This window comes from Microtetraspora malaysiensis (assembly GCF_050947145.1).
GTDB lineage: Bacteria > Actinomycetota > Actinomycetes > Streptosporangiales > Streptosporangiaceae > Microtetraspora_A > Microtetraspora_A malaysiensis.
This window is the reverse complement of sequence record NZ_CP191998.1, coordinates 2,609,347-2,635,436: the sequence shown is the minus strand read 5'-3', so window position 1 is coordinate 2,635,436 and position 26,090 is coordinate 2,609,347. Positions and strand designations below refer to the sequence as shown.

General features: G+C 71.3%; 27 protein-coding genes and 1 riboswitch. Of the genes, 16 read left to right on the top strand and 11 right to left on the bottom strand.

Annotation, left to right across the window (positions count from 1 at the left end; all coding sequences use genetic code 11):
* Window positions 1–6: 6 nt before the first annotated feature.
* Window positions 7–1,575, bottom strand: coding sequence for an FAD-binding oxidoreductase (locus tag ACQP1V_RS12705; RefSeq protein WP_433425818.1), 1,569 nt, complete (start codon window positions 1,573–1,575; stop codon window positions 7–9).
* Between the two features lie 85 nt (window positions 1,576–1,660).
* Here ACQP1V_RS12705 and ACQP1V_RS12700 point away from each other — a divergent pair, with 85 nt between their 5' ends.
* The 3 genes from ACQP1V_RS12700 (at window position 1,661) to ACQP1V_RS12690 (ending at window position 4,778) form a co-directional block, all read left to right on the top strand.
* Window positions 1,661–3,268: a glycerol-3-phosphate dehydrogenase/oxidase gene (locus tag ACQP1V_RS12700; RefSeq protein ID WP_433422291.1), complete on the top strand. Its 1,608-nt coding sequence runs from the start codon at window positions 1,661–1,663 to the stop codon at window positions 3,266–3,268.
* A gap of 158 nt (window positions 3,269–3,426) precedes the next feature.
* The gene (locus tag ACQP1V_RS12695; protein WP_433422288.1) at window positions 3,427–4,350 is read left to right on the top strand and encodes a sucrase ferredoxin; all 924 of its coding nucleotides are present in this window, start codon (window positions 3,427–3,429) and stop codon (window positions 4,348–4,350) included.
* 113 nt (window positions 4,351–4,463) lie between these two features.
* Entirely contained in the window at window positions 4,464–4,778 is a 315-nt protein-coding gene (locus tag ACQP1V_RS12690) for a WhiB family transcriptional regulator (protein WP_076434697.1), read from the top strand.
* Window positions 4,779–4,913: 135 nt separating this feature from the next.
* On the opposite strand, the gene rsgA is transcribed toward ACQP1V_RS12690, so the two are convergent.
* From rsgA to ACQP1V_RS12665, 5 genes are all read right to left on the bottom strand, one after another.
* Complete coding sequence (gene rsgA / locus ACQP1V_RS12685) at window positions 4,914–6,026, bottom strand: ribosome small subunit-dependent GTPase A (protein ID WP_433422285.1); 1,113 nt, start codon at window positions 6,024–6,026, stop codon at window positions 4,914–4,916.
* 257 nt (window positions 6,027–6,283) lie between these two features.
* The gene (gene glyA / locus ACQP1V_RS12680; protein WP_067131366.1) at window positions 6,284–7,543 is read right to left on the bottom strand and encodes a serine hydroxymethyltransferase; all 1,260 of its coding nucleotides are present in this window, start codon (window positions 7,541–7,543) and stop codon (window positions 6,284–6,286) included.
* Between the two features lie 29 nt (window positions 7,544–7,572).
* A riboswitch (ZMP/ZTP riboswitch) is annotated at window positions 7,573–7,672 on the bottom strand.
* 90 nt (window positions 7,673–7,762) lie between these two features.
* Window positions 7,763–8,710, bottom strand: a complete 948-nt coding sequence (locus tag ACQP1V_RS12675; protein WP_084258794.1) for a YihY/virulence factor BrkB family protein — start codon at window positions 8,708–8,710, stop codon at window positions 7,763–7,765.
* Window positions 8,711–8,775: 65 nt separating this feature from the next.
* Window positions 8,776–9,171 (bottom strand): YccF domain-containing protein, encoded by a 396-nt coding sequence (locus ACQP1V_RS12670; protein WP_067131363.1) that lies wholly within the window; start codon window positions 9,169–9,171, stop codon window positions 8,776–8,778.
* Between the two features lie 81 nt (window positions 9,172–9,252).
* On the bottom strand, window positions 9,253–10,065 hold the full coding sequence (locus ACQP1V_RS12665) for a TIGR03084 family metal-binding protein (RefSeq protein ID WP_433422281.1): 813 nt from the start codon (window positions 10,063–10,065) through the stop codon (window positions 9,253–9,255).
* Between the two features lie 58 nt (window positions 10,066–10,123).
* On the opposite strand from ACQP1V_RS12665, the gene ACQP1V_RS12660 reads away from it, so the two are divergent.
* The 5 genes from ACQP1V_RS12660 to ACQP1V_RS12640 all read left to right on the top strand — a co-directional run bounded on the left by ACQP1V_RS12660 (window position 10,124) and on the right by ACQP1V_RS12640 (window position 14,162).
* Entirely contained in the window at window positions 10,124–10,258 is a 135-nt protein-coding gene (locus ACQP1V_RS12660; RefSeq protein ID WP_387414795.1) for a hypothetical protein, read from the top strand.
* 402 nt (window positions 10,259–10,660) lie between these two features.
* Complete coding sequence (locus ACQP1V_RS12655) at window positions 10,661–12,340, top strand: nitrite/sulfite reductase (RefSeq protein WP_433224500.1); 1,680 nt, start codon at window positions 10,661–10,663, stop codon at window positions 12,338–12,340.
* Window positions 12,341–12,445: 105 nt separating this feature from the next.
* Window positions 12,446–12,601 carry a DpnI domain-containing protein gene (locus ACQP1V_RS12650; protein WP_067131354.1) on the top strand — a complete coding sequence of 52 codons (156 nt, stop codon included), beginning with the start codon at window positions 12,446–12,448 and terminating at the stop codon, window positions 12,599–12,601.
* A gap of 32 nt (window positions 12,602–12,633) precedes the next feature.
* Window positions 12,634–13,362, top strand: coding sequence for a phosphoadenylyl-sulfate reductase (locus tag ACQP1V_RS12645; RefSeq protein ID WP_433422279.1), 729 nt, complete (start codon window positions 12,634–12,636; stop codon window positions 13,360–13,362).
* Between the two features lie 50 nt (window positions 13,363–13,412).
* A complete protein-coding gene (locus ACQP1V_RS12640; RefSeq protein ID WP_433422276.1) occupies window positions 13,413–14,162 on the top strand; it encodes a sirohydrochlorin chelatase in 750 nt (249 codons plus the stop codon).
* A gap of 299 nt (window positions 14,163–14,461) precedes the next feature.
* Here the strand turns inward: ACQP1V_RS12640 and ACQP1V_RS12635 are convergent, their stop codons facing one another.
* Window positions 14,462–14,584: a hypothetical protein gene (locus ACQP1V_RS12635; RefSeq protein WP_433422274.1), complete on the bottom strand. Its 123-nt coding sequence runs from the start codon at window positions 14,582–14,584 to the stop codon at window positions 14,462–14,464.
* A 168-nt stretch (window positions 14,585–14,752) separates the two neighbouring features.
* Between ACQP1V_RS12635 and ACQP1V_RS12630 the strand changes: the two genes are divergently transcribed.
* On the top strand, window positions 14,753–15,091 hold the full coding sequence (locus ACQP1V_RS12630; RefSeq protein ID WP_433422271.1) for an ArsR/SmtB family transcription factor: 339 nt from the start codon (window positions 14,753–14,755) through the stop codon (window positions 15,089–15,091).
* The gene (locus ACQP1V_RS12625) at window positions 15,088–16,269 is read left to right on the top strand and encodes an MFS transporter (RefSeq protein WP_433422268.1); all 1,182 of its coding nucleotides are present in this window, start codon (window positions 15,088–15,090) and stop codon (window positions 16,267–16,269) included. Before ACQP1V_RS12630 ends, ACQP1V_RS12625 begins: the two co-directional genes overlap by 4 nt.
* Before the next feature lie 138 nt (window positions 16,270–16,407).
* On the opposite strand, the gene ACQP1V_RS12620 is transcribed toward ACQP1V_RS12625, so the two are convergent.
* The 3 genes from ACQP1V_RS12620 to ACQP1V_RS12610 form a co-directional block, all read right to left on the bottom strand.
* Window positions 16,408–17,142 carry a hypothetical protein gene (locus ACQP1V_RS12620; RefSeq protein WP_433422265.1) on the bottom strand — a complete coding sequence of 245 codons (735 nt, stop codon included), beginning with the start codon at window positions 17,140–17,142 and terminating at the stop codon, window positions 16,408–16,410.
* Window positions 17,142–17,642 carry a SigE family RNA polymerase sigma factor gene (locus tag ACQP1V_RS12615; RefSeq protein WP_067131336.1) on the bottom strand — a complete coding sequence of 167 codons (501 nt, stop codon included), beginning with the start codon at window positions 17,640–17,642 and terminating at the stop codon, window positions 17,142–17,144. The genes ACQP1V_RS12620 and ACQP1V_RS12615 overlap by 1 nt, the downstream gene beginning before the upstream one ends.
* A gap of 219 nt (window positions 17,643–17,861) precedes the next feature.
* Window positions 17,862–18,737, bottom strand: a complete 876-nt coding sequence (locus ACQP1V_RS12610; RefSeq protein ID WP_433422263.1) for a DUF1707 SHOCT-like domain-containing protein — start codon at window positions 18,735–18,737, stop codon at window positions 17,862–17,864.
* Between the two features lie 81 nt (window positions 18,738–18,818).
* Between ACQP1V_RS12610 and ACQP1V_RS12605 the strand changes: the two genes are divergently transcribed.
* The 3 genes from ACQP1V_RS12605 to glgX all read left to right on the top strand — a co-directional run bounded on the left by ACQP1V_RS12605 (window position 18,819) and on the right by glgX (window position 23,186).
* On the top strand, window positions 18,819–20,294 hold the full coding sequence (locus ACQP1V_RS12605) for an ankyrin repeat domain-containing protein (protein ID WP_433422260.1): 1,476 nt from the start codon (window positions 18,819–18,821) through the stop codon (window positions 20,292–20,294).
* A gap of 119 nt (window positions 20,295–20,413) precedes the next feature.
* Window positions 20,414–20,842, top strand: a complete 429-nt coding sequence (locus ACQP1V_RS12600) for an OsmC family protein (protein ID WP_067131330.1) — start codon at window positions 20,414–20,416, stop codon at window positions 20,840–20,842.
* 214 nt (window positions 20,843–21,056) lie between these two features.
* Complete coding sequence (gene glgX / locus ACQP1V_RS12595; protein ID WP_433422257.1) at window positions 21,057–23,186, top strand: glycogen debranching protein GlgX; 2,130 nt, start codon at window positions 21,057–21,059, stop codon at window positions 23,184–23,186.
* A gap of 70 nt (window positions 23,187–23,256) precedes the next feature.
* Here the strand turns inward: glgX and ACQP1V_RS12590 are convergent, their stop codons facing one another.
* Complete coding sequence (locus tag ACQP1V_RS12590; protein ID WP_433422254.1) at window positions 23,257–24,027, bottom strand: Clp protease N-terminal domain-containing protein; 771 nt, start codon at window positions 24,025–24,027, stop codon at window positions 23,257–23,259.
* A gap of 160 nt (window positions 24,028–24,187) precedes the next feature.
* On the opposite strand from ACQP1V_RS12590, the gene ACQP1V_RS12585 reads away from it, so the two are divergent.
* From ACQP1V_RS12585 to ACQP1V_RS12575, 3 genes are read left to right on the top strand one after another with little or no spacing between them, the layout of a single operon-like run.
* On the top strand, window positions 24,188–25,042 hold the full coding sequence (locus tag ACQP1V_RS12585; protein ID WP_433422251.1) for an AraC family ligand binding domain-containing protein: 855 nt from the start codon (window positions 24,188–24,190) through the stop codon (window positions 25,040–25,042).
* 9 nt (window positions 25,043–25,051) lie between these two features.
* Window positions 25,052–25,768 (top strand): AzlC family ABC transporter permease, encoded by a 717-nt coding sequence (locus ACQP1V_RS12580; RefSeq protein ID WP_387414815.1) that lies wholly within the window; start codon window positions 25,052–25,054, stop codon window positions 25,766–25,768.
* Window positions 25,765–26,073, top strand: a complete 309-nt coding sequence (locus tag ACQP1V_RS12575; protein ID WP_067131315.1) for an AzlD domain-containing protein — start codon at window positions 25,765–25,767, stop codon at window positions 26,071–26,073. The genes ACQP1V_RS12580 and ACQP1V_RS12575 overlap by 4 nt, the downstream gene beginning before the upstream one ends.
* Window positions 26,074–26,090 lie beyond the last annotated feature (17 nt).

The window sequence follows — 26,090 nt, the reverse complement described above, 5'->3', positions numbered from 1 at the left end:
GCGCCGCTACGAGATCAGGATTCCCGGGTTGAGAATCCCGTCCGGGTCGAGGCGCTCCTTGACACCCCGCAGGACGGCGACGCCCAGCTCCCCGATCTCCCGCGCGTACGCCCCGAGGTGGTCGCGGCCGACGCCGTGGTGGTGCGAGACGGTGCCGCCCGCCTGGCCGATCGCGTCGTTGACCGTCCCCTTGGCCGACTCCCACTGGGCGACCGGGTCGTCCGACTGCGCGGTCACCACGGTGAAGTACAGCGAGGCCCCGGTGGCGTACACGTGGGACACGTGGCACATGATCAGCGGTGACCCCAGGGAGGCCGTCAGCGCCTCCCGTACGGCCTCGTAGAGGCGCGGGAGGCCGGACCAGAAGCAGGCGGTCTCCAGCGTCTCCACGGTGGCTCCTGCGGCGAGCAGCGAGTCGCGCAGATAGGGCGCGGAGTAGCGGCCGTGCGCCCACTTCTCCCCCGGCTCGGGGCCGAGGGGGACGCCGCCCGTCTCGGCCAGCGTCGCCGCCGCCCGCTCCCGGCGGTACGCCACGTCGCCGGGCGTGCCCTCGTACCCGGCGATCACCAGGCAGGCGGGCTCGGAGGCGAGCGTGCCGAGCTCCTCCGGGCGGGCCAGGCCGACCATGGTCTCGGTTTCGTCCGACAGCCGCAGCACGGTCGGCGCGGCCCCCTCCTGCGCCAGCCGGCGCAGCGCGGCGACCCCCGCCGGGAACGACGCGAACCGCCACCCCTCGTACACCCGGACCTCGGGCACGGGGTGTACGCGGAGGCGGAGCGAGGTGATCACGCCGAACGCCCCCTCGGAGCCGAGGATCACCTGGCGCAGGTCCGGCCCGGCGGCGGACTTGGGCGCGCGGCCGAGGTCGAGCGTGCCCTGGGGCGTGGCCACGGTCAGGCCGACCACCATGTCGTCGAAGCGGCCGTACCCCGCCGACGCCTGGCCGCTGGAGCGGGCCGCCGCGAAGCCGCCGAGGGTCGCGTACTCGAAGGACTGCGGGAAGTGGCCGAGCGTGAAGCCGTGCTCCGCGAGCAGCCGCTCGGCCTCCGGGGCGCGCACGCCGGGCTCGAACTCCGCGACCATGGACTCGGCGTCGACGGAGACCAGCCGGTCGAGCCGCGCCACGTCGAGCGCGACGACGCCGGCGAACCCGTCGCGCGCGGCGACCAGGCCGCCGACGACCGACGTCCCGCCGCCGAACGGCACGACCGCGACGCGGTGCTCCGCGCACACCCGCAGCACCTCGGCCACCTCGTCGTGCGAGCCGGGCAGCACGACCGCGTCGGGCGCGTCCGAGGCGTCGCCCGCGCGCATCCGCAGCAGGTCGGGGGTGGACTTGCCGCGCGTGTGCCGGATCCGCGTCTCGTCGTCGACGCGCAGGTGCTCTTCGCCGACGGCCGCCGACAGCGCCTTCAGAGCGGCCGGGGGCAGCGTGGACGCGGGCGGCCGCACCTCGTCGAGGGTCGCGGCCGGGGTCTCGGGCATTCGGACGCCCAGCAGGTCGGCGAGCAGCCGTCGTACGGGCGGGGGCAGCTCGGCGGCCTTGGCGGGGTCTCCCCATCCGGACCAGAACATCTGCGCGGGGGGCTGCGGTGGTTCCACGACGTCACCTCTGAGGCTAGGTTACTAAAGAGTAATAGATGAGGATTTAGGAGTTGCGTTGGGCTCCTCCCTGAACGCGGCGCGGCGTGCCCGCGAGCTCGCGGAGATCCGGGACTGCGTGGTGGACGTGCTCGTCGTGGGCCTCGGGGCCACCGGCGCGGGAGCGGCGCTCGACGCGGCCGCGCGCGGGCTCTCGGTCGCCGCGATCGACGCCCACGACCTCGCCTTCGGCACCTCACGATGGAGTTCCAAGCTGATCCACGGTGGGCTGCGCTACCTGGCCAGCGGACAGGTCGGGGTGGCCCGGGAGAGCGCGGTCGAGCGGGGTGCGCTGCTCCGCCACACCGCGCCCCACCTGGTGCGGGCGCACCCGTACCTCCTGCCGCTCACCCCCGCGGTGCGGTCGGCGCAGGCCCGGTTCGTGATGGCCGGCTACCGCCTGGGCGACGGGCTGCGCGTGGCCGCCGGGACCCCGCGCCCGCTGCTTCCCGGGCCGTCGCGGCTGACCGCGGAGCGGACGCTCCGCCTGGCGCCCGCCCTGCGCGCGGACGGCCTGCGCGGCGCGCTTCTGTCCTGGGACGGCCGGGTCGTGGACGACGCCCGGCTGGTGGTCGCGATCGCCCGCACGGCCGCCGCCCACGGCGCCCGCGTCCTGACCCGGTGCCGCGCGATCGCGCTGTCCGGCGACGGCGCCCAGGTGCGGGACGAACTGACCGGCGCCGAGTTCGGCGTCAGGGCGCGTGCGGTGATCAACGCGACCGGAGTGTGGGCCGGCGGCCTGTCCCCCGAGGTGGAGCTGCGCCCGTCGCGCGGGACCCACCTCGTGCTGCGCCCCGGAGCTCTCGGCGGCCTCGGGGCCGGGCTGCACGTCCCGATCCCGGGTGAGCGGAACCGGTTCGCACTCGTCCTCCCCCAGGCCGACGGGCGGATCTACGTGGGCCTCACGGACGAGCCGGTGGATGGTCCGGTACCCGACGTCCCGGAGGCCCCCGAAAGCGACGTGGCGTTCCTTCTGGACGTCCTGAACTCGGTCCTGCGCGAGCCGGTACGGCGGGCCGACGTGGCCGGCGCCTTCGCCGGGCTGCGCCCCCTCCTCACCGCGGGGGAGGCGCCGGACGACCCGGACGGCAGGCGCACGTCCGACCTGTCCCGGCGGCACGCCGTGATCACCTCGCGCGACGGCGTCGTGACCGTGGTCGGCGGCAAGCTCACCACCTACCGGCGGATGGCCGAGGACGCGGTCGACGCGGCCTGCCCCACGGCGCCGCGCAGCCGGACCGCCCGGCTGCCGCTGGTGGGCGCGCGGCCTGCTCCGGGCGCGGAAGCGCGGCACCCCGGCGTGTCGCCCGCCGACCTGGTCGCGCGGTACGGCTGGGAGGCCGGGGCCGTGCAGGAGCTGGCGCGGCGCGATCCGGCGCTGGGCAAGACGGTCGCCGCCGGGATCACCCGCGCCGAGCTGGTGTGGGCGGTGCGGCACGAGGGCGCGCTCGATGTGGACGACCTGCTCGATCGCCGGACCAGGATCGGCCTGGTCCCCGAGGACCGCGCGGCGGCGCTCCCCGCCGCCGAGGCGGCGCTCGCCCTCGGCCCCGAAGGAGCGATCCCGCCGGGTCGCACCGGAACGCGTGCGCGGGGTGACGGAACGCGACCAGCGGGACAAGTGTGACGAGGATCTCCATACGGGGCCGTTGACGTGATGCGGAGGGGGAAGTTGTGACCCCCGCACGCGCCCGCTCGATAGCGAATCGATAAGGTTAGTCTTACCTAATTCCATCGGCCGAGCGCGGGAACCCCCGGCGCGCGGACCGCGGCGAGGACCGACGAGTGGGAGAACGAACCGGCATGGCGAATGGGTGCGGACACGCCGCCGCGCTGCACACGGGCGAGGCGCCGATTCTCGCCAGCGCGACGGTCGGCGCCCGATCTTGGCTGCTCATCGAGCATTCCGGCCCCTGGGCGGCGTACCTCGACGAGTGCCGGCTCCCCGACGACACGCGCGCCCTGATCGAGCGGGCCACCGCCCTCGGCATCCGGCCGCAGCTCATCCGCCGGCCCGGCCGGCGCGCCGCCGCGAGCGGCCCGCTGCACGTGTTCGTCGCCTCGTCGGTGGGCTTCCGGCCGTGGATCGCGGAGGGTACGTTCGAACGGTCCAACGATCTTGACCTGGGCTCACTCGTGCACGGAGTGGTTCCGGAGTCCTGCATACTGGTGAGCGAGCCGGTGTTCCTCGTGTGCACCCACGCCAAGCGCAACGCTTGTTGTGCGCGTCTCGGGCTCCCGCTCGCGCGGTTCCTCGACGAGAACCTCCCGGGCAATGTGTGGGAAACCACCCATGTGGGCGGCGATCGATACGCCGCTAACCTCGTATGCTTGCCACACGGGCTTTACTACGGCAGCATGTCTCAGGCTGCTGCGATCGCGGCGGCAAACGCGTACCGGAACGGCGAGGTCGTCCTTGACCGTTACCGGGGGCGCGCGGGTATCCCTGAGCCACTGCAAGCCGCCGAGCATTTCGTCCGTGCACATACGGGCGAGCTCTCGGTCAGCGGGGTGGCCGTGGAATCCTCCCGGTCGGAAGGCAACGCCACCGTGTGCATCGTGCACCACACGAAGCCTGGTGGTCTGTCGCGCTTTCGGGTAGTGGTCGAGCCTGCGGTGTTCGCGGCACCGTGCGGCACGACCTGCACCGAAGAGATCTCGACCTACAGGCTGGCGGAGCTGAGCGAGCTCAGTCCAGTACCGGCCTGAGGCTCTGCGAAGAGCTGGGAACACCACGGCAAATCCCGGCGTTGGACCCAGGGACGCCACAAGCGCCCGATGCGGCACAAACACGAAATACCTCTCACCAAAGGTGGTTTCTCATGTCTCAGGTACGTCGGCAGCTCGCCCGCCCGCGCCCCAGTTGGGGTTGGCAGGATGATGCCGCGTGCCGGGGAGAGGACCTTGTGCTGTTCTTCGGTCCTGACGGTGAGCGTCAGCCGGAGCGCGACATCCGCGAGCGCAAGGCCAAGGCCATCTGCGCTCAGTGCCCTGTGCGTGCCGAGTGCCTCGACTACGCCCTTTCCCGTCCTGAGAAGTACGGCACCTGGGGCGGGCTGAACGAGGACGAGCGCGCCTCCGAGCGTCGCCGCCGGATGCGCCGCGCCGCGAGCGCCGGCATCAGTGCGGTCGCCTGAACCGTCTGAACGTCTCCCCCGACACGCGTCACACGAGGCCGCCGGGCCGTTCTACCCGCCGATACCCCAACACGGCGGGCGGAACGCCCGGCGGTTTCGTCTGTCCGCCGGGCGTTCCGCGCGATTCCGGCGCGGCTACGGACGATTCCGGCCCGGCTGGCGCCACGCCTTGTGGAGGATCTTCCACTTGCGCGTCTCCTCACTGCGGAGCCGCGCGTCGCTGCGCCGGGCCATCCACGCCGCCTCGCGCTGGAGCTTGAACCAGCTCTCCAGCCGCCGCTCGGGCAGCTCGCCCGCCTCCACCGCCGCCTGTACGGCGCAGCCGGGCTCGCCGCCGTGCGAGCAGTCGCCGAACCGGCAGCCCTCCGCGAGCTCCTCGATGTCGGAGAAGACCAGGTCAACGCCGTCGTTCATGGCGTACAGGCCGACCCGGCGGATGCCCGGGGTGTCGATGATCAGCCCGCCGCCGGACAGCGGGATCAGCTCGCGATGGACGGTGGTGTGCCGCCCCCGGCCGTCGGCGGCGCGTACCTGCTGGGTCTCCATGACGTCCTCTCCCGCGAGCGCGTTCACCAGGGTGGACTTGCCGGCGCCCGAGGGGCCGAGAATGACGGCGGTCTTCGCGCCGTGCAGGTAGGCCCGCACCACGTCGACCCCCTCCCCTGTCTGTGCGCACAACGCGTGCACGTCCACGCCGGGGGCGGCGGCCCGTACGTCGGCGAGCAGCTCGTCGAGCCCGAGCTCGAACAGGTCGGTCTTGGTGATGAGCACCACGGGCACGCCTCCGCTCTCCCAGGCGAGGGCCACCAGCCGCTCGATCCGCCCGAGGTCCGCGAAGTCGGTCGAATGCATGGACGGCTCGGCCACGAACACGACGTCCACGTTGGCGGCGAGGACCTGGCCCTGCCCGTCGCCGGAGAGCCCGCCCCGCGAGTCCCTGCTGACGCCGCCGCGGACGAAGGCCGACGACCTGGGAAGCACCGCGTCCAGCTCGTAGCGCCCCTCGGGCAGCGCCGCGAGGGCGACCCAGTCGCCGACACAGGGCAAACTGACGGGGTCCTCGGCGGCGGCGCGGCGGATCCGGGCGCTGTAGCGGGCCTGGAACTGGCCCTCGGCCGCGATGACCTCGGCGGCGCCCCGGTCGACGCGGGCGACCCGGGCGGGGACGGTGCCGGCGGGAAGCGGCAGCGCGTCGTTCCAGCCGAGAAGAGAAAGATCGATGGAACCGGAGAACGAACCGGAATTCAACTGGGTGACACCCTTCGGAAACGGGTGCCCAGTGATCGTCTAGAGGGGCACCCGGAGGTTGACGGACGGCATGGTCATCAGAAAGACCCGCATAGTCGTCACCTCCCTGGAGTGCAGGCCGCGTCCGAAGCGCGGCGTCGGAAGAACATTAGCGCATCCCCGGCGCGTCCCCGCAACCGATTTTTCGCCATAAAACACCGCAACCACGCCCCCTGTCGAGGGCGTGGTCACGCGTACGCGATGGTCCGGCGCCGGCGTCAGGACAGGCCGGGGGCCGGGAACTTGGCGGTCAGCTCGCTGACCTCGTTGTGGACCCGGGCGATGACGTCCTCCGCGTCGCCCTTGGCGACCGCGGTGACGACCTCGTCGATCCAGGCGCCGACCTGGCGCATCTCCGCCTCGCCCATGCCGCGCGAGGTGACCGAGGGGGTGCCGATGCGGATGCCCGACGGGTCGAACGGCTTGCGCGTGTCGAACGGGACGGCGTTGTAGTTGGTCTCCAGGCCCGCCCGGTCGAGCGCCTGGGCGGCGGGCTTGCCGCCGACGCCCTTGGGGGTCAGGTCCATCAGGATCAGGTGGTTGTCGGTGCCACCGGAGACCAGGTCGAAGCCGCGGGAGGCCAGCTCCTCGGCGAGCGCCTTGGCGTTCTTCACGACCTGCGCCGCGTACGCCTTGAACTCCGCCTGGGACGCCTCACGCAGCGCGACCGCGATCGCGGCGGTGGTGTGGTTGTGCGGGCCGCCCTGCAGGCCGGGGAAGACCGCCTTGTTCAGCGCGGTGGCGTGCTCGTCGGAGGTGGCCATCAGCATGGCGCCGCGCGGGCCGCGCAGCGTCTTGTGCGTGGTCGTGGAGATCACGTCGGCGTACCCGACCGGCGACGGGTGCGCGCCACCCGCGACGAGGCCGGCGATGTGCGCGATGTCGGCGGCGAGGACCGCGTCCACCTCGCGGGCGATCTCGGCGAACGCCGGGAAGTCGATGGTGCGCGGGATGGCGGTGCCGCCGCAGAAGATCAGCTTGGGCCGGTGCTCAAGCGCCAGGGCGCGCACCTCGTCCATGTCGATGCGGCCGGTGTCCTTGCGCACGCCGTATCGGACGGGGTTGAACCACTTGCCGGTCGCGGAGACCGACCAGCCGTGCGTGAGGTGGCCGCCGAACGGCAGGCCCATGCCGAGCACGGTGTCGCCGGGCTTCAGGAACGCCAGGTAGATCGCGAGGTTGGCCGGCGAGCCGGAGTAGGGCTGCACGTTGGCGTGGTTCACGCCGAACAGTGCCTTGGCCCGGTCGATGGCGATCGTCTCGATCTGGTCGATGACCTGCTGGCCCTCGTAGTACCGCTTGCCGGGGTAGCCCTCGGAGTACTTGTTCGTCAGGACGGTGCCGGTGGCTTCAAGCACGGCCCGGGAGACGTAGTTCTCCGAGGCGATGAGCTTGACCGTGTCGGCCTGCCGCCGCTCCTCGGCCCTGATCAGCTCGGCGATCTCGGGATCGACGACGTTCAACGAGTTCTCAGCCATTGGCGCCTTTCCTTGTCAACATCGACAGCCGCGGTGACCCAGGCGCACGGCCTCCGCACGTTCGCTCCCCGGTGGTGCCCCACCTAGCACATGCCCGAGGGCACGTCAGCGCCAGTCGCGACCATTCCCACCCTATCTGAGCCCCGGATACGGCTCACGCCGCCCGAGGCCGGAACGTTCCGGCCTGGGGTGACCCGCCGGCCGCCGGACGAGGCGGCCTCAGTCCGCCTGGCGGCGTGTGGTGCCCGCCAGGGGCCACATGCGGTCCACCTCGGCGTTGAGCGTGGCGCCGATGAGCACGGCGAGCGCCGTGATGTACAGCCAGAGCAGGACGGCGATCGGCGCCGCGAGCGAGCCGTAGATCGACAGCGGTGTGAACCAGGCGGCGAGCACCTCGCGCAGGACGGAGCCGCAGACGATCCAGATGATGAGCGCGAGCACCGCCCCCGGAACCTCGCGCCACCAGCGCGTCCGCATCGGGACGCTCACGTGGTAGAGCAGGGTCAGCATGACCACCGAGCCGACGATCACCACGGGCCAGTAGAGGATCGCGATGAGCGTGCTGTAGCCCGGCAGCGCCTCCGCGAGCAGCGTCGGGCCGATGACCAGCACCGGCATGACGACCAGCCCGATGAGCAGGGCGGCCAGATAGAGCCCGAAGGACAGGACCCGGGTGCGGATGATCCCCCGGGTCTCACCCAGGCCGTACGCGATGGAGATGAGATCCACGTACACGAAGAGGGCCCGCGAGCCTGACCACAGCGAAAGTAAGAAGCCCACCGAGATGAGCGAGACCTGTCCCCCGGCGAGCACGTCGTTGAGCAGGGGCAGGACGACCCGGTCCACGGTGTTGGCGGTGAAGAGCAGCTCGGACTGGTCGATCACCCATTGCTTGATCCGCAGGACGGTCTCGGCGCCGAGGAGGCCGCTCAGGTGGCCCATCACGCCGAGCAGCCCGAGCACGAACGGCGGCAGGGACAGGAGTGCGAAGAAGGCCGCCTCTCCCGCGAGGCCCGTGACGCGGTAGTTGACCCCCGCCATGGTGGTGGCCTTGGCGAGCGCCCACGCGTTGGACCCGCGCACCCAGTCCAGGCGGGCCCGGGCGCGCGCCATGCCCCGGCGCGAGTTGCGTCTCGGCCGGTGTGTGTGCGCGTCCGCGGACGTCATGGCATCTAACCGTATTCGTACTGGCGGGGTGTCATGACACCGATGAGTGAACCGGCGACTATCCGTTACCGGGCGGAATAGTACGGACTGTCGACGTCCACGATACGGGCGCCGAGCGGCAGGAGCGATACCGGGATCATCTTGAGGTTGGCGATGCCCAGCGGGATGCCGATGATCGACACGAACAGCGGGATCGCCGTGATGACGTGCCCGATCGCCAGCCAGATCCCGGCGAAGACCAGCCAGATGACGTTTCCGATCGCGGACATGACGCCCGCATCGGGATCCCGCACGACGGTGCGCCCGAACGGCCACAGCGCGTACGCCGCGATCCGGAAGGACGCGATGCCGAACGGGATGGTGATGATCAAGATGCAGCAGATGATCCCGGCGACCACGTAGCCCAGGGCGAGCCACACACCGGCGAAGACCAGCCAGATGACGTTCAGCAGTGTCCGCATATCTCAATCATGACGCACGTCACCTTCCGCCGGTTTGGCGATCTTCCCGGACTTCTCCCTGATTTTGGGTACTTTTCGGCCTCAGGCGGTCTTCCGCGTCCCGGGCTCCCGCCCCGGTCCCGGCGGCCCGGCGTACGCCTGCGCGATGGACATCCACTCGCGGGCGATGTCGCCGGTCACGGACAGCGAGGTGTCGGCGACGTTGGAGCGCTGCGTGACGACGAGGCAGAAGTCCCGGACCGGCCCGCGCACCACGTCCGCGGCCCCCTCAGGCCCGGCGACCCACAGGGTGCCGTCCGGCATGGCGAGCTCCACCCGGACCGGCCGCGCGGGCGCCTGCCGCCCGCGCACCGCGAAGCCGTACGGCATGGCGCGCACGCCCAGCAGGGCCACGTGGCGCAGCCGCGTGGTGGGTGCGCGGTCGATCCCGAGCGTGTCCGCGACGTCCTGGCCGTGCGCCCAGGTCTCCATCAGCCGGGCGGTCGCGAACGAGGCGGGCGACATGTCGGGGCCGTACCACGGGAGCCGGGTGGCGGGATCGACCGCGCGCAACGCCCGGATCATCCGGGCCCTGGCGGTGTCGAACCATTCGAGGAGCGCCGCCGGGGCGAGCCCGCGCGCGGCGGCGACCTGGTCGTCCATGGCGGACTCCACGCGCGCCATCAGCTCCGCGCGGGCGGCGCGGAACCCGTCCGGGTCGGTCAGCGCCGAGGTGGCCGCATCGTCGAACCAGGCCAGATGGCTGATCTGGTCGCGGATGACCCAGCCCTCGGAGGGAGTGGGAAGCTCCCAGCCGGGAAGGTCGAGAACGCGGACCATCTCACGCAGCTCCGCCGTCTCGGCGCTCAGGTCGATGATCAGTTCGGACATCAGATCGGACGTGGGAACGGCCATGACACCTCCTGGACGGCGAGCGTAACCGAATCTTCTTCTACTGAAAACGGGGAAAATCATGATCTGCGACGCCTGCAAGGACCGGCGGCACGAGAACTGCCGCGGCGACTCCTGGTGCGACTGCCAGCACCACGAACCGCCCGCCCTGCCCGGCGGGAACGAGCCCGCCCAGAACTGGGTCAGCCAGGGCTGACCCGCGCCCGGCCGAGCGTCGCCCGGCGTCCCGCTGCCCGCTCACGTGGGCGCATGTCGTCCAGATGTCATGCGCGTTTCGTCCACATGGTGAAACCTAACTTGGACATCACGGACGCCCCGGGTATCGTTTGCCCTATGCCAGCGGACCCGTTGCTCGTCGTGCGACGCCACGTCGACCTTCTGCGTGTCCGCAGCGCCATCTGTATCGACGCCCGTTGATCGTCGCCCATCTTTTCTGACAGTGGGCGCGTGAGCAGGCGTCCTTTTTCGTTTTCGCCCCCGCACTCGACGATGAGGCGGGCGGCCGCCTGAGGCACGCGTCCGGGGTCGCGCCGTGCGTGACCTTCGCCCGGTTTTTCTCCCGGCCCGTTTCGCATCCCTCGGATCAAAGGACGCCCTCATGAGCACCCCGGCCCGCCCGGCGAACCGCCACCACAAGCGCCCGCGCGGCGAAGGCCAGTGGGCTCTCGGTTACCGTGAGCCGCTGAACAAGAACGAGGAGAACAAGAAGGCCGACGACGGGCTCAACGTCCGTCAGCGGATCATCGACGTCTACTCCAAGCACGGGTTCGACTCGATCGACCCCGCCGACCTGCGCGGCCGCATGCGCTGGTACGGCCTCTACACGCAGCGCAGGCCCGGGATCGACGGCGGCAAGACCGCGGTCCTGCCCCCGGAGGAGCTCGACGACCGCTACTTCATGCTCCGCGTGCGCATCGACGGCGGCCGGCTCGACCTGGACCAGCTCCGGACGATCGCCGACATCTCCAACGAGTACGCCAGGGGCACGGCCGACATCACCGACCGGCAGAACATCCAGCTCCACTGGGTCGAGATCGAGTCGGTCCCGGACATCTGGAAGCGCCTGGAGGCCGTCGGCCTGTCCACGACCGAGGCGTGCGGCGACACGCCACGCGTGATCATGGGCTGCCCGCTCGCCGGGATCGACGCCGGCGAGGTGATCGACGGCACCGCCCAGATCGACGACATCACCACCCGGTACATCGGCGACACGGCGTTCTCCAACCTGCCGCGCAAGTTCAAGACCGCGATCAGCGGATGCACCGCGCAGTGCACGGTCCACGAGATCAACGACATCGCGTTCGTCGGCGTGGTCCGCGACGGCGAGGCCGGATTCGACGTCTGGGTCGGCGGCGGGCTGTCCACCAACCCGATGTTCGCCAAGCGGCTCGGCGCGTTCGTCCGGCCCGAGCAGGTGCACGAGGTGTGGGCCGGCGTCTGCGGGATCTTCCGCGACTACGGCTACCGCCGGCTCCGCCACCGCGCCCGGATCAAGTTCCTGATCAACGACTGGGGCGCGGAGCGGTTCCGCGAGATCCTGGAGACCGAGTACCTCGGCTACCGGCTGCCCGACGGGCCCGCCCCCGAGGAGCCGCGCGGCGGCCGCCGCGACCACGTCGGCGTCTTCCCGCAGAAGGACGGCAACTTCTACGTCGGGTTCGCGCCCAGGGTGGGCCGGGTGAACGGCGACACGCTGCACCGGATCGCCGACATCGCCGAGCGGCACGGCTCCCGCCGGGTCCACACCACGGTCGAGCAGAAGATGGTCATCCTCGACGTCGCGCCCGACCGGGTCGAGTCGATCGTCGCCGAGCTGGAGGCGGCCGACCTGCGGGTCACCCCGTCCACGTTCCGCCGCCAGACGATGGCCTGCACCGGCATCGAGTACTGCAAGCTCGCGATCGTCGAGACCAAGGCGACCGCGTCCCGGCTGATCGACGAGCTGGAGGCCAGGCTGCCGGACTTCGCCGAGCCGCTCACGATCAACGTCAACGGCTGCCCGAACTCCTGCGCCCGCATCCAGGTGGCCGACATCGGGCTCAAGGGCCAGCTCGTGGTGAACGACGAGGGCGAGCAGGTCGAGGGATTCCAGGTCCATCTGGGCGGCTCGATCGGGCTGAACCCCAACTTCGGCCGCAAGGTCCGCGGGCTGAAGGCCACCGCGGAGGAGCTCCCCGACTACGTGGAGCGCGTGGTGCGCAACTTCGAGAAGCAGAAGAACGACGGCGAGACGTTCTCCGAGTGGGTCCACCGGGCCGACGAGGCGGACCTCAAGTGACGGCCACCCAGGGGCGGAGCCGATCATGAGCGAGCGGAGCGAGCGAATCAATAAGCGCAGTGCGATTCGCGAATGCGACTCCGAGCCGCCAGGCGAGGAGGGGTCATGAGCGAGCGCGCGGCTCCCTACTACTGCCCCTACTGCGGCGACGAAGACCTTGAGCCGTACGCCTCCGAAGAGGAGAGCTACGGCTGGTACTGCCGCTCGTGCGCCCGCGCCTTCCGGGTGAAGTTCCTCGGCATCGGCGTACGGCACAGCTAGTCCCCTCGAAATACGACGTTTGAGGAGTAGTCATGACCCTGGTGGAGATAGAGGAAGGTCTTGAACGCCAGCGCGGCGTGCTCGACCTGCAGAGCATCGTCGAGTCCGCCGCGCGGTTCCTTGAGGACGCGCCCGCCCGCGAGATCATCCGGTGGGCGGCGGCCACGTTCGGCGACCGCCTCTGTCTCACCTCCTCGATGAGCGACGCGTTGCTGATCGACCTGGTGAGCCGGGTCAAGCCCGGCGTCGACGTGCTGTTCATCGACACCGGCTACCACTTCGCCGAGACGATCGGCACCCATGACGCGGTCGAGGCGGTCTACAACCTCAACGTGATCAACGTGACGCCGTCCCGCACGGTCGCGGAGCAGGACCGCGACCTCGGGCCCCGGCTGCACGGCCGCAACCCCGACCTGTGCTGCTACCTGCGCAAGGTGGAGCCGCTCAACCGGGCGCTCGAACCGTACCTCGCCTGGGTCTCGGGCATCCGGCGCGACGAGTCGCCGACCCGGGCGAACACCAAGGTCGTCGAGTGGGACGCCAAGCGCCAGATGGTCAAGATCAACCCGATCACGCGGTGGACCCAGGAGGAGGTCGACAACTACATCGCCGACAACGGGGTGCTGATCAACCCGCTGCACTACGACGACTACCCCTCGATCGGGTGCGCGCCCTGCACCCGGCGGGTCGCGCCCGGCGAGGACCCGCGCAGCGGCCGGTGGGCCGGGCTCGGCAAGATCGAGTGCGGCATCCACCTCTGACCGCCCGTCGCCGTCCCGTCCGCACCAGAGGAGACCTGGAAGAGCCGTCCGTGAACACCCATCCGACCGCACCGCCGCTGATCGCCGTGGCGCACGGGTCCCGCGACCCGCGCGCCGCCACGGCGGTCGAGGCGCTGCTCGACGGCGTACGGCTCGCGCGGCCCGACCTGGACGTGCGGACGGCCTACCTGGACCACGCGCCGCCGACCCTCGCCCGGGCCCTTTCGGGGCTGGACGAGGCCGTCGTGCTGCCGCTGCTGCTCACGGCGGCCTACCACAGCCGGGTGGACATCCCGGCCGCGCTGCGGGAGGCGTCCGCCCGCCGCCCTCTCCTGCGGGCCCGGCTCGGGCCGACGCTCGGCCCCCACCCGCTGCTGGTCGCCGCCCTGGAGCGCCGCCTGGCGGAGGCCGGGGTCGAGGCGGGCGACCCCGAGACGGCGGTCGTGCTGGTCTCCGCCGGTTCGAGCGACCCCCGCGCCAACGTCGTGGTGGCCCGGGTGGCGCGCTCCTGGGCGCGGCGCCGCTCCTGGTGGTCGGCGACCGCCGCCTACGCCTCGGCCGCCGCCCCGGCCCCCGCGGACGAGGTCGTACGGCTGTCGCGCGCCGGAGCGCCCCGGGTGGTCGTCGCCCCCTATCTGCTGGCCCCCGGCCACTTCGCGGACAAGGTCCGCCGCGACACGCTGGCGGCCGGCGCGGACCGGGTCGCCGACGTCCTCGGCCCGGCCCCCGAGCTCGTCGCGCTCCTGCTCGAACGCTACGAGCAGGCCGTCCGCCGGCCGGAACCCGCCGCGACCGCCTAGAACCACCCCGAGCAATATTTCAACTACCCCTCGTGTCGCTTCGGCCGCAAAGCAGGGCGACGTCTGCGGACAGCGCTCTAGCAGCATCACTTTGTGATCTTTGACTGTCTTCGGCGGTAGTGGCTGGTCCTGGCGGTGTGTTGATGGCGACGGCGCCAGCGTGACCAGGCTTGGATTTGATCGAGGTTGGGCGGGTGTGTGATCACGTGTGCCAGTAGATGCCTGACCTCTCCAAGGGAGAGGGCGACGAGGCCGTCCCGATCCGTTTCGTCGCGATCAGGCTCACCGCAGGTCAGAGGCTACTTCGTTGGAGATTTCTTCATTGCTACTGGGACCCCCAGCAGCCCGGCCTCGGTGAGGATGTGCCGCTGCTGCAGCAGGGACTGGGCCGCGGTGGACGAGCGGGAGTAGACGATCCGCATCGGTGCTCCTCAGGAAGGACAGAGCCCCGTTCCACCTGTCGGAAAGTGCTGTCGCCAATCAGCGCTCGAAATCAGCCACCCGAGAGGGCTTGGCGGATCAACTTGATCGTTCGAGAATTCCCGCACTATCATTGTGCGGGAATAGTCGCACGATGAAAGGTGGTTCCGATGGCGCCGTCACGGGTGTACGAGCATCCTGAGGCTGATGAGATCGCGATCCCGCGGGTGCTGTTCGCGTTGAGCGAGCCGTTGCGGTTGTCGATGGTGCGGCTGCTCGCGGAACGCGGTGAGGTGGACAGCATCGAGCTGGGACCGGGCCTGCCACGGTCGACGCTCACACATCACACCAGCCTCCTGCGCGAATCCGGGGTGGTGTTCGTCCGCGCCGAAGGACGCAAGTGCATGATCCAGCTGCGCCGCGATGACCTGGAGGCGCGGTTCCCTGGCCTGATCAACACGATCCTCAACGGGTATCAGGAAGCCGCTCCTGCGAAGGAGGACGCATGATCCGCCGCGTCTGGCCGCTTGTCGCGGCCGCGATCGCGCTGGGTATCGATGCCTATGTTCTCGCCGGGGTGCTGCCCTCGATCGCTGATTCGCTTGCCACGACGGTCGCGGCGGTTGGCCTGGGAGTGACAGCCTTCACTGCGGCATACGCTCTGGCGGGGCCGTTGCTGTCAGGAATGCTGATCCGTGGGAGTACCGCTAGGGCGCTGCTGATCGCGCTGGGTGTGTTCAATCTCGGCAACCTCATCACCGTGGTTTCGCCGGGGACCGAGGTGTTTCTCGCCTCGCGGGTGATTGCGGGCGGCGGCGCCGGCATGCTCACCGCGGTGGCAACCGCGGCTGCCGCCGCCATGGTCGCCGACCACGAACGGGGTCGCGCAATGGCCATGGTGACCTTCGGGCTGTCCACCGGAACAGTCGCTGGAGTGCCGGTCGGGATGATCATCGGCAACCAGCTGGATTGGCGATGGACAATGGCCCTGGTCGTCGCTGTTGGTCTTCTCAGCATGGTCGCTCTGGCTGTCAAGGCGCGCACGATCCCGTCGCTGCCCGCTTCGCGTGGTCCTGCCTTCGCGGTACTGCGGTCGTCGAAGACTCTCATCGGGGTCGCTGCTGCGTTTCTCCTCGGTGTGGCCAGTCTCGGGCTCTACACCTACCTGCTGCCGATGGCCGAGGCCCGAGGGCTTCAGGACTGGGGCTTCGCGCTGGTGTGGGCTTGGGGCATCGGTGGAGTCGCCGGCTCCGCCCTGGTCGGCAGGCCTCTAGACGCATTCGGGCCCCGCACTCTGCTCATCGCTCTGCCCGCAGTGCTACTGGGGAGCTTCGCCGCTATCTGGGTCTTCACCGCCCCGGCAGCGTGGCTCATCGCGGCGGCGTTGTGGGGTGCGACAGGATGGACGAGCGTCCCTACCCTGCAGCAAGCCCTGACCGGAGACCGGCCCGAGCAGGCGATGCCGATCGTCGCGTTCCAGATGGCCGCGATGTATCTCGGTTCCGCCGCGGGAGCTGCCGCAGGCAGCAGCCTGCTCGCTAACGGCGCCGATCCGGGCGACCTGTCCGCATGGGCGCTGACGCCTGCAGCTCTGGCGTTGCTACTCACCGGGTGGCTCAGCATCGGTACGCTCCGTGGTCATGCTCGGCACCGCGTCCCTCGTCTCGCGTGCGAGGCCGCAGACTAGCGCCACTCTGGCTATCAGGGCGCGCACAATCCCGTCGCTGCCCGCCGTCGCGTTCCAGATGGCCGCGATGTATCTCGGTTCCGCCGCGGGGCCGCCGCACGGCTGGCACCGGAACACCTTCGATGCGCGCCGACTCGCCTAGGAGAGGCGGGGAGCCATGTCCCACAGGGTCACGTTCCAGTCGGCCTGATAGGGCCTGGCCTTCGCCAGGACGGCGGCCGCCTCGTTTATGCTGAGATCCTTCGCCAGGATGGCGCCCGCCGGCCTCGTGCTGAGATCCTTCAGCCGCGACGGCAGGCTGTCCGGAACGTCGCCGGCCGGGATCACCAGCACCTCAACGGTGTTCAGCCCGTCCTTCGCCCACGAACGGTTGGCATCGGACATCTGTCCGTCGGTCCGCTTCCCCTCAACGGTGCCGCAGGACTGCCCCTGCACCCAGAACCGGTTCGTCCACACAACGACGTACGAGGGCGCGTCGGGGCACCTGATCTGGAGGGCGGGGATGCCCTTCCCGTTCCGGTAGGTGAAGCGTTGTTTCACGCCGGCCCGGTGGTACTTCCGCTCCGCGAGCTTCCCCACCGCGATATGCGTGAACGCGCCTGTCGGCAACGGCGATGGCGACGTCGAGGGCTCGGGCTGGGCCATGACCGCGGTCCAGACGTCGTCGGGGACCTCGGCGGTGACGGTGCGCGGGACCGTCAGGACACCGGCGACCGCCAGACCGGCGGTGAGGACGCCGGTCACGGCGGCCAGGCGGCGGCGCCTGATACGCCGCGCCCGCCGTTCCACGTCGGCCGCGGCCACGCCGCGGCCGGGGCCGTCCCCGCTGCCGGCGGCCAGGATGTCGCGGAGGTCGGATTCGGTGATGGTCATCATCGGCTCCCCAGGTTCGTCGCGGCGCGTGCCGCGGGATCGACGCGCAGCTTGGCCAGCGCCCTGCTCGCCTGGCTCCGTACGGTCGCGACCGAACATCCGAGGATCTCGCCGATCTCCGTGTCCGGCAGGTCGGCGAAGTACCGCAGCACGATCACAGCGCGCTGCCGGGGCGGGAGGCCGTCGACCGCCTGCCGTACGGCGTCGCGCGCGCCGACCAGGTCGGCCTCGTCGGCGACCGCGGTGTCGGGCAGGTCGGCGGCCGGGACCTCGGCCCGCCATCTGCGCCGCCACCAGGAGGCGTGCGTGTTCGTCAGGATGCGGTAGACGTACGGGTCAGGATTGTCCCCGACCCTCCTCCAGGCCAGCCATGCCCGGGCGAGCGCGGTCTGCAGCAGGTCCTCGGCCGTCGCCCAGTCGCGGCACAGCAGGTACGCCGTGCGGAGCAGGCGAGCCGACCGCTGCTCAACGTAGCGTTCGAAATCCGCCCGATTCCGCATGGAGCCCTCATTCGTTCGGTGAGACCGTCACCGATCACTACTCCCGAACCGGGGCAAGGTGTTGCATGCGGGCGCGAACGCGAAGATCACAGCGCTAGGGAGTGAACGGAGCGGAAGGGAGCGAGGACCGAAGCGTTGGCCCAGCGGAGCGGGCTTCGCGAGGACCGGAGGTTCCTTACGGCGCGGTGACCGCCCTGGCCCAGGCTCGCGGACGCCCCACTAGCGGTAGTGCTCCGGAGACTCCGGCGGGTAGCCGTCGCGGGCCGCGCGCCAGGTGTCCCGGGCCTCTCGCCGTACCTCGCGCTCCTCCCTGCGCATCTCCCTGTGGGTCTCCCGGGCCTCGCGGCGCATGTCGCGGAACGCGTCCCGCGCCTCGCCGAGTGCCTGGCGGCTTTCGTGGTGCATTTGGCGCATCCCGTGACCGAGCTCGTGGCGGAGCCCGTAGCCCGCTTCGACGCGGCGCTCCTGCCACCATTCGCTCCACGCGAACCAGCCGCGCTTGATCGGCTTGGCCCGCGAGTCTCCGATGATCTTCACGTCGCCCATCACGACGTATGCCTTGACCCGGACCACGGGGGCGTTCCGGTTGGGCGGGGCCTCGACCACCTCGACCTTCTTGTCCCCCATGAACGTGAAACCGGAGAGCTCCACGTCCACGCCGTCCGGCACGATGATCTTCACATCGCCCATCACGCACGTCGCGACGATGTCGATCGTGTTGGAGCGGACCTCGGCCTCGCGCAGGTCGAGCGTGACGTCGCCCATGACGCAGACCGCGCCGATCTCCTGGTCGATGCGCCAGGTGCCCTGCCGCTTGGTGTCGCCCATGACCGCGACGATCCACTTGCGCAGCTTCCCGCCGCCGCCGGGGGCGGACGCGGGCGCGGGTGGATGGTAGGCGGGCGCGGGCGCGCCCCCGGGCAGGTCGGCGGTGAGCTGGGCGAGCTCAGCGTGGGTCCGGGCCAGGTAGGCCGCCTCCGTGCGCTCCGTAAGCTCGGCGAGGGTCAGCCGCCCGTCCACCGACGCCTCACGCAGCCGCTCGACCACGGCCTCCCGCTCGGCGTCGGATGCCCGCATTCCACCCAGATCACTCACGGGGCAACCCTATCCCGGGGAATGCGGCCGCCCATCCTCCCTGGGAAGGAAGCATTTGTCCACCTGTGTGACCATGGAAGAGTGACGTACCGTGAGCTTCTGCACGCGGTCTCGGAGGGCGATGTCGACAGCGTGCGGCGGATGCTCCATCCCGACACGGATCTGAACCGCGCCCCCGGGACCACCCCGCTGTACCGCGCCGCCGTCCACGGCGACCACGAGATGGTCCGGCTGCTGCTGGAATACGGCGCCGACCCGGACCGGGCGAGCGGGGGGAAGGACGAGGGGCTCCCCCTCTGCGCGGCCGCCTCCTGGAACCACTGGGAAGCCGTCCAGGCCCTGGTGGACGGGGGCGCCGACCCCGACGCCGCGGAGGCCGGGGGGTGGACCGCCCTGCTGTGGGCCGCCACCCAGGGCCACCTCAGATCCGCGGACAACCTGCTCGACGCGGGCGCGGCCCCTGACACCGCGGACGACGCGGGCAACACGCCGCTCACCGCGGCCGCCCGGTTCGGCGCGTACGGCGTCGTCTGGTCGCTCCTGGAGCACGGGGCGGATCCGGCGCTGCGGGACGGCGCGGGCGACACCGCCCTGGACATCGCGCGCCGCTGGTCGGCCATCGACCTGGAGGCGGAGCTACGCGACGAGGTCACCCGGCACGCCGAGCCCGGGTGGGCGATCATGGTGGCCAAGGACCACGCCGCCGACGGCACCGAGCTGATCGTGGCCGAGGCCAGGGACGCGAAGGGCGACGGCTTCCGGACCGCCCGCCAGCGCGGCCACGCCGCGATCACGATCCTGCTGGAGGAGGCGCTCGGCCTGCGCACATCGGCCGAGGAGCTGGTGGCCCGCGCCGCGCCGTACCTGGACCTCGACGAGGATGGCGAGACCTGGTGGGCGGCGGTGCACGCACTGCAGAAACGCCATGACGAGGAGACGTTCGAGGCCGCGGCGGAGCTGTGCGACAGCGGCGACCCCCAGGACCGCGAGTTCGCGGTGGACGTGCTCGCGCAGTTCGGCTACGACGCGGACGTGCGGCCCTTCCGCGAGCGCAGCCTGGCGATCCTGCGGCGGATGGCCCCCGCCGAGACCGAGCCCAAGGTCGTCGACGCGCTCCTCAGCGCGATCGCGCACCACGCCGACGCGGAGGCGCTGCCCGAAGTGCTGGAGATCCTGGACCGGCCGGGGCGCCGGCCGTCCTGCAAGGACGCCATGGCGCTCGCCGCCGTGTTGCCGCCGGGCGACGAGGAGGGCCTGGCCCGGCTGGTACGGCTCACCGAGGAGGACGACGCCGAGGTCCGCGACTGGGCGACCATGGGCCTGGCCGGCCTGGACGCCGACACCCCGCGCATCCGGGAGGCCCTGGCCGCCCGGCTGGCCGACCGCGACATCACGACGGTGGCCGAGGCCGCGCGCGGGCTGGCGCAACGGGGCGACCGGCGGGCGATCGGCGGGATCCACCGGGTGCTGTCGGAGACGGACGACGACTACGCGCGCGACCTGGCCCTGGAGGGCGCGACGCGGCTCGGCCTGGAGATCGAGACCGTCATCCGCTGACGCGGGTCCGGCCCGGGGCAGCGCTGATCGCGGGCCGGTCCTCCGTCGGCGGACCCGGCGGCGTTAGGGTCGCTCATGGCATTGAAGATGGGCACCTGAACGACTGAAGGGATATCGCCATGGCGACCACCCGTACCGCGACCACCCAGTGGAAGGGCGCGCTCCTTGACGGCTCCGGCACCGTCTCGCTCGACTCCTCCGGAGTCGGCACGTTCGACGTCTCCTGGCCGTCCCGGGCGGAGCAGGCGAACGGCAAGACGAGCCCCGAGGAGCTGATCGCGGCCGCCCACTCCTCCTGCTTCTCGATGGCGCTGTCGAACGGCCTGGCCAAGGCCGGGACGCCGCCGCAGTCGCTGGAGACCCGGGCGGACGTGACCTTCCAGCCGGGTGAGGGCATCACCGGCATCGTGATCTCGGTCCGCGGCCAGGTCCCCGGCATCTCGGCCGAGGACTTCCAGCAGGCGGCCGAGGGCGCCAAGGCCAACTGCCCGGTGAGCAAGGCGCTCGCGGGCACCACCATCACGCTGAACGCCGAGCTCGTCGGCTGAACCGCTACGGACCCCCGTCGCGGCCGTCCCGGCCCGGCGGGGGTCCGCGCGTGTGTTCCCCCCGCCTTCCCCGCCGCCTCCGGCTCGGGAGGGAACCGGCACAGCGAACCTCACATAAGGTGATGAATCCGCATAAAAGCGGACAAAACTGGGCTGGATCTCGCAGATCTTTTGGGGTACACGAAGCCCCCTGCCGAGAGGAGAATGGGGGCACATGCGCGAAGTCTGGCCTGGAGAGCCGTATCCACTCGGTGGCACCTGGGATGGCGTGGGCACCAGTTTCTCGGTGTTCTCCGAGGTCGCCGAGCGGGTCGAGCTGTGCCTGTTCGACGACGACGGCGCCGAGACCCGCGTCGACCTGCCCGAGATGGATGGCTTCGTCTGGCACGGCTACCTACCCGGCGTGATGCCCGGCCAGCGGTACGGCTACCGCGTCCACGGGCCGTACGAGCCGGAGCTGGGCCACCGGTGCAACCCCGCCAAGCTGCTCCTCGACCCGTACAGCAAGGCCATCGAGGGCGGCGTGCGCTGGAACGAGGCGCTGTTCTCCTACCACTTCACCGACCCGGGACGGCTGAACACCGGCGACTCGGCGCCGTACATGCCGAAGAACGTGGTGATCAACCCGTTCTTCGACTGGGGCAACGACCGGCCGCCGCGCACGCCGTACCACGAGACGGTCATCTACGAGGCGCACGTGCGCGGCCTGACGATGCGGCACCCGGACGTGCCGCCGGAGCAGCGCGGCACGTACGCCGGACTGGCCCATCCGGCGGTGATCGAGCACCTGCTGTCGATCGGCGTGACGGCGGTGGAGCTGATGCCGGTCCACCAGTTCGTCCCCGAGCACGCGATGGTGGCGCGCGGCATGACGAACTACTGGGGCTACAACACGATCGCCTACCTCGCGCCGCACAACGCGTACTCCAGCGCCGGGCAGCGGGGCGAGCAGGTCCAGGAGTTCAAGGCCATGGTCCGCGCCCTGCACGAGGCGGGCATCGAGGTCATCCTCGACGTGGTCTACAACCACACGGCCGAGGGCGACCACATGGGTCCCACGCTCGGGTTCCGCGGCATCGACAACGCCGCCTACTACCGGCTGCACGACTCCGACCGGCGCTTCTACCTCGACTACACCGGCTGCGGGAACTCGCTGAACGTCCGCTCGCCGCACGCGCTGCAGCTCATCATGGACTCGCTGCGGTACTGGGTGCTGGAGATGCACGTGGACGGCTTCCGGTTCGACCTCGCCGCCGCGCTCGCCCGCGAGCTGCACGACGTGGACCGGCTGTCGGCGTTCTTCGACCTGATCCAGCAGGACCCGGTGATCTCGCAGGTCAAGCTGATCGCCGAGCCGTGGGACGTCGGGCCGGGCGGATACCAGGTGGGCAACTTCCCGCCGCTGTGGACCGAGTGGAACGGGAAGTACCGCGACTCCGTGCGCGACTTCTGGCGCGGCGGCTCGCGCACGATGCCCGAGTTCGCCTCCCGCCTCACCGGGTCCAGCGACCTCTACGCACAGAGCGGCCGCCGCCCGGTGGCGTCCATCAACTTCGTCACCTGCCACGACGGGTTCACGCTCACCGACCTGGTCTCCTACAACCGCAAGCACAACGATGCCAACGGCGAGGACAACCGGGACGGCACCGACGACAACCGCTCGTGGAACTGCGGCGCCGAGGGGCCGGTCGAGGACCCTGGCATCGCGGCGCTGCGCCGGCGGCAGCGGCGCAACTTCCTGGCCACGCTCTTCGTCTCCCAGGGCGTCCCGATGCTGCTCGCCGGCGACGAGTTCGGACGCACCCAGCACGGCAACAACAACGCCTACTGCCAGGACAACGAGATCTCCTGGGTCGACTGGTCGCTGGCCCGCGGCGAGGGCGGCCTCCTGGAGTTCGTCCGGCGGCTCGCCGCGCTCCGGCGCGACCATCCGGTGTTCCGCCGCCGCCGGTTCTTCTACGGCCGCAGGGCCGACGACGACCTGCGCGACATCGTCTGGCTCACGCCGTCGGGCAAGGAGATGGCCTCGGCCGACTGGCACGCGAGCTATGCCAAGTCGCTGGCGGTCTTCGTCAACGGCGACGCCATCTCCGAGCCCGGCCCCCGGGGCGAGCGGATCACGGACGACTCGTTCCTCCTGCTGATCAACGCCCACCACGAGAGCCTCACGTTCACCCTGCCGGGCATGGAGTTCGGCGACCGGTGGCGTCCCGTGCTCGACACGGCGGACGACGCTCCGAGGCGGGACGCCCTCCCCGGCGAGGTCTGGCCGGCGGGCGTGGACGTCTCCGTGGCCGGCCGATCCGTCCAGATCCTGTGCTGCGCCGGGGACGAGCCCGCCTGACGGAGGCGTCCGGCGGCGGGCGTGTGCTCGGCGGCCTCGGCCCGCGTCCCCAAGGGACGATCCGCGGAGGTCAGCCCTCCTGGCTCTCCTCGCCCGCTCGGTCCACCGCCTGCCGGGATGCCACGACGGCGGCGAGGGCGGCCTTGATGTTCGCCTCGACGGCCGGCTTGGCGAGGCCGAGCCCGGAGAGCGGGCCCGTCCCGTCCTCCAGCTCCAGCAGCGCCAGCAGGATGTGCTCGGTCCCGATGTAGTTGTGGCCCATCAGCAGGGCCTCCCGGAACGTCAGCTCCAGCGCCTTGCGCGCCTGCGCGTCGTACGGGATCACCTCGGGCGCCCGCTCGGCGGGCGGCGGGAGCGTCTCGGTCACGGCCTGCCGGACGGAGTCCAGCGTCACGCCCTGGGCGACGATCGCCTTGGCGGCGAGGGCCTCCGGCTCGCTCAGCAGGCCCAGCGCCAGGTGCGCGGGACGGACCTCCTCACTGCCGGCCGCGCCGGCCTTGTTGTGCGCCGCCACCACGACGTTCCTCGCCCGCGGGGTGAACCGCTGGAACCCCTGGTTCGGGTCGAGGTCGGCGGGTTCGGCGGAGGCCTTCGGCACGAACCGCTTCTGGGCGGCCTGCTTGGTCACCCCCATGCTCCGGCCGATCTCGGTCCACGAGGCGCCGGAACGCCGCGCCTGGTCCACGAAGTGGCCGATCAGGTGGTCGGCGACCTCGCCGAGGTGGTCGGCGGCGATGACCGCGTCGGAGAGCTGGTCGAGGGCGTCGGAGTGCGCCCTCTTGATCGCCTCGATCAGGTCGTCGAGGCGGACGGACTTCGTCACGGAAACGGAATTCTCCATATCGTCAACGGTAGGTTGACGATGGCCAATCGTCAACCTACCGTTGACGACGAGAATCGGGCCGTCCTCCGCCGGGGACAGGGCGGCGATCGTCTGCCCGTTCCCGCTGGGTTCCGGACCTGCTGCCGGATTCCCCGGGCGCTTCCCGGACAATCGGTACATGAACCCGGACGAGGAAGAGGAGGCGCGGCACTGGCGGCACCCCGGACTCCCGGGGGTGGACCTGCTCCGGGCCCGCTACATCAGCAAGACCTTCATCCGGCACACCCACGAGAACTTCGTCATCGCCGCGATCACGAGGGGCGTCGAGGAGTTCCACGTACGCGACAGCATCGAACGCGCCGGGCCCGGCGGCCTCGCGCTGATCAACCCTGACACGCCGCACACCGGCCGCCCGGGTGTGCCGGAGGGGTGGACCTACAGCGCCGTCTATCCCGAGGCCGCGCTGGTCGCGGCGATCGCCGCCGAGACGACCTCGATCACGGGGACCGCCGGGTTCGCCGTCCCCGTGGCCCACGACCCGCCCGCCGTGCGCCTCGTCACCGAGGTCCTGCGGGCCGTAGACGAGCGCAACAACCTCGCCGCCGACACGCTCCTGCGGCTCACCGTGGCCCGCCTGCTCCGCCTTCACGGTTCCGCGCTCCCCGCGTCACGGCCACGCGGGGCCGGCGCACGGAAGGCCGCGACGGCCCGGGCCATCCTCGAGGCCCGGATGTCCGACCCTCCCTCCCTTGAGCGGCTCGCGGCCGAGGTGGGCACCGGCCCGTTCGCACTGCTGCGGGCGTTCCGCGCCGCGTACGGCATGCCGCCGCACAGCTGGCTCACCGACGCGCGGGTCCGCCGGGCCCGCCACCTGCTGGACGCCGGGGTCAGCCCCGCCGACGCGGCCGTCGCCGTGGGTTTCACCGACCAGCCTCACCTGAACCGGCACTTCAGCCGGGTCCTCGGGGTACCACCCGGGGCGTACCAGCGGGAGCGCAAGAACGTACAAGACCGTTTTGGCGGGGCTACGTAATCTCGGGCCGTGACGACGGAATCCATACAGATCCCGCGAGAACGGACAGGCAGCCGCCCTCGGGCGGCGGTCGTGCGCGACGCCCTGGGTGTGGGCGTCGCCGTCGGCCTGTCCGGGTTCGCCTTCGGCGTGACGTCCGCCGGGGCCGGGCTGAGCCTGGCCCAGACGTGTGCCCTCTCCCTCTTCGTGTTCACCGGCGCGTCGCAGTTCGCGCTCGTGGGCGCGCTCGGGGCGGGCGGCAACCCCGCCGCCGCGGTGGCCGGAGCGCTGTTCCTCGGGGTGCGCAACGCCTTCTACGGCCTGCGGCTGTCGCACCTGCTGCGCCTGCCCGGCCCGGTGCGCCCGCTCGCCGCGCACTGGATCATCGACGAGACGTCGGCCGTCGCCATGGCGCAGCCGGACCGGGCTTCCGCGCGGCTCGGCTTCACCGTCACCGGGGTCACCCTGTACACGCTGTGGAACCTGACCACGCTCCTCGGCGCGCTCGGAGCGGAGGCGCTCGGCGATCCGTCGGCCTGGGGGCTGGACGCCGCCGGCCCGGCCGTCTTCCTGGCGCTGCTCGGGTCCATGCTCAAGGGGCGGCAGGAGACGCTGGTCGCGGTCCTCGCGGTCGTGCTGGCACTGGCCTGCCTGCCGCTGCTGCCGGCCGGTGTCCCCGTCCTGGTCGCCGCGCTGGCCGCGCCGATCGTTCTGACCGTCACCCGCCGCAAGGAGGCGCGCCCATGACCGTCTGGATCGCCGTCGCCGTCACGGCGCTCGGCTGCTACGCCGTCAAGCTGCTCGGCCTGTCGGTGCCCGCCGGGCTGCTGGAGCGGCCCCTGGTGCGCCGGCTCGCGGCCCTCGTGCCGGTCGCGATGCTGGCCGCGCTCACCGCCATCCAGACCTTCGGCAGCGGCCGGGACCTGGTCGTGGACGCGCGCGCTGCCGGGCTCGCCGCGGCGGCCGTCGCGCTGCTGCTGCGGGCGCCGTTCCTCGTGGTCGTCGGCGCCGCCATCGTCGTGACCGCCGCCGTACGCGCGCTCACCGGCTGAGGCACCGGTGAAGCGGC

What these genes read in the sequence shown, in the direction of transcription:
- ACQP1V_RS12705 (WP_433425818.1), bottom strand. Translation starts at nt 1,575, where the DNA reads ATGTTCTGGTCCGGATGGGGAGACCCCGCCAAGGCCGCCGAGCTGCCC.
- ACQP1V_RS12690 (WP_076434697.1), top strand. Translation starts at nt 4,464, where the DNA reads ATGTCTCAGGTACGTCGGCAGCTCGCCCGCCCGCGCCCCAGTTGGGGT.
- glyA (WP_067131366.1), bottom strand. Translation starts at nt 7,543, where the DNA reads ATGGCTGAGAACTCGTTGAACGTCGTCGATCCCGAGATCGCCGAGCTG.
- ACQP1V_RS12675 (WP_084258794.1), bottom strand. Translation starts at nt 8,710, where the DNA reads ATGACGTCCGCGGACGCGCACACACACCGGCCGAGACGCAACTCGCGC.
- ACQP1V_RS12670 (WP_067131363.1), bottom strand. Translation starts at nt 9,171, where the DNA reads ATGCGGACACTGCTGAACGTCATCTGGCTGGTCTTCGCCGGTGTGTGG.
- ACQP1V_RS12665 (WP_433422281.1), bottom strand. Translation starts at nt 10,065, where the DNA reads ATGGCCGTTCCCACGTCCGATCTGATGTCCGAACTGATCATCGACCTG.
- ACQP1V_RS12660 (WP_387414795.1), top strand. Translation starts at nt 10,124, where the DNA reads ATGATCTGCGACGCCTGCAAGGACCGGCGGCACGAGAACTGCCGCGGC.
- ACQP1V_RS12655 (WP_433224500.1), top strand. Translation starts at nt 10,661, where the DNA reads ATGAGCACCCCGGCCCGCCCGGCGAACCGCCACCACAAGCGCCCGCGC.
- ACQP1V_RS12650 (WP_067131354.1), top strand. Translation starts at nt 12,446, where the DNA reads ATGAGCGAGCGCGCGGCTCCCTACTACTGCCCCTACTGCGGCGACGAA.
- ACQP1V_RS12645 (WP_433422279.1), top strand. Translation starts at nt 12,634, where the DNA reads ATGACCCTGGTGGAGATAGAGGAAGGTCTTGAACGCCAGCGCGGCGTG.
- ACQP1V_RS12635 (WP_433422274.1), bottom strand. Translation starts at nt 14,584, where the DNA reads ATGCGGATCGTCTACTCCCGCTCGTCCACCGCGGCCCAGTCCCTGCTG.
- ACQP1V_RS12630 (WP_433422271.1), top strand. Translation starts at nt 14,753, where the DNA reads ATGGCGCCGTCACGGGTGTACGAGCATCCTGAGGCTGATGAGATCGCG.
- ACQP1V_RS12625 (WP_433422268.1), top strand. Translation starts at nt 15,088, where the DNA reads ATGATCCGCCGCGTCTGGCCGCTTGTCGCGGCCGCGATCGCGCTGGGT.
- ACQP1V_RS12620 (WP_433422265.1), bottom strand. Translation starts at nt 17,142, where the DNA reads ATGACCATCACCGAATCCGACCTCCGCGACATCCTGGCCGCCGGCAGC.
- ACQP1V_RS12615 (WP_067131336.1), bottom strand. Translation starts at nt 17,642, where the DNA reads ATGCGGAATCGGGCGGATTTCGAACGCTACGTTGAGCAGCGGTCGGCT.
- ACQP1V_RS12600 (WP_067131330.1), top strand. Translation starts at nt 20,414, where the DNA reads ATGGCGACCACCCGTACCGCGACCACCCAGTGGAAGGGCGCGCTCCTT.
- glgX (WP_433422257.1), top strand. Translation starts at nt 21,057, where the DNA reads ATGCGCGAAGTCTGGCCTGGAGAGCCGTATCCACTCGGTGGCACCTGG.
- ACQP1V_RS12590 (WP_433422254.1), bottom strand. Translation starts at nt 24,027, where the DNA reads ATGGAGAATTCCGTTTCCGTGACGAAGTCCGTCCGCCTCGACGACCTG.
- ACQP1V_RS12585 (WP_433422251.1), top strand. Translation starts at nt 24,188, where the DNA reads ATGAACCCGGACGAGGAAGAGGAGGCGCGGCACTGGCGGCACCCCGGA.
- ACQP1V_RS12575 (WP_067131315.1), top strand. Translation starts at nt 25,765, where the DNA reads ATGACCGTCTGGATCGCCGTCGCCGTCACGGCGCTCGGCTGCTACGCC.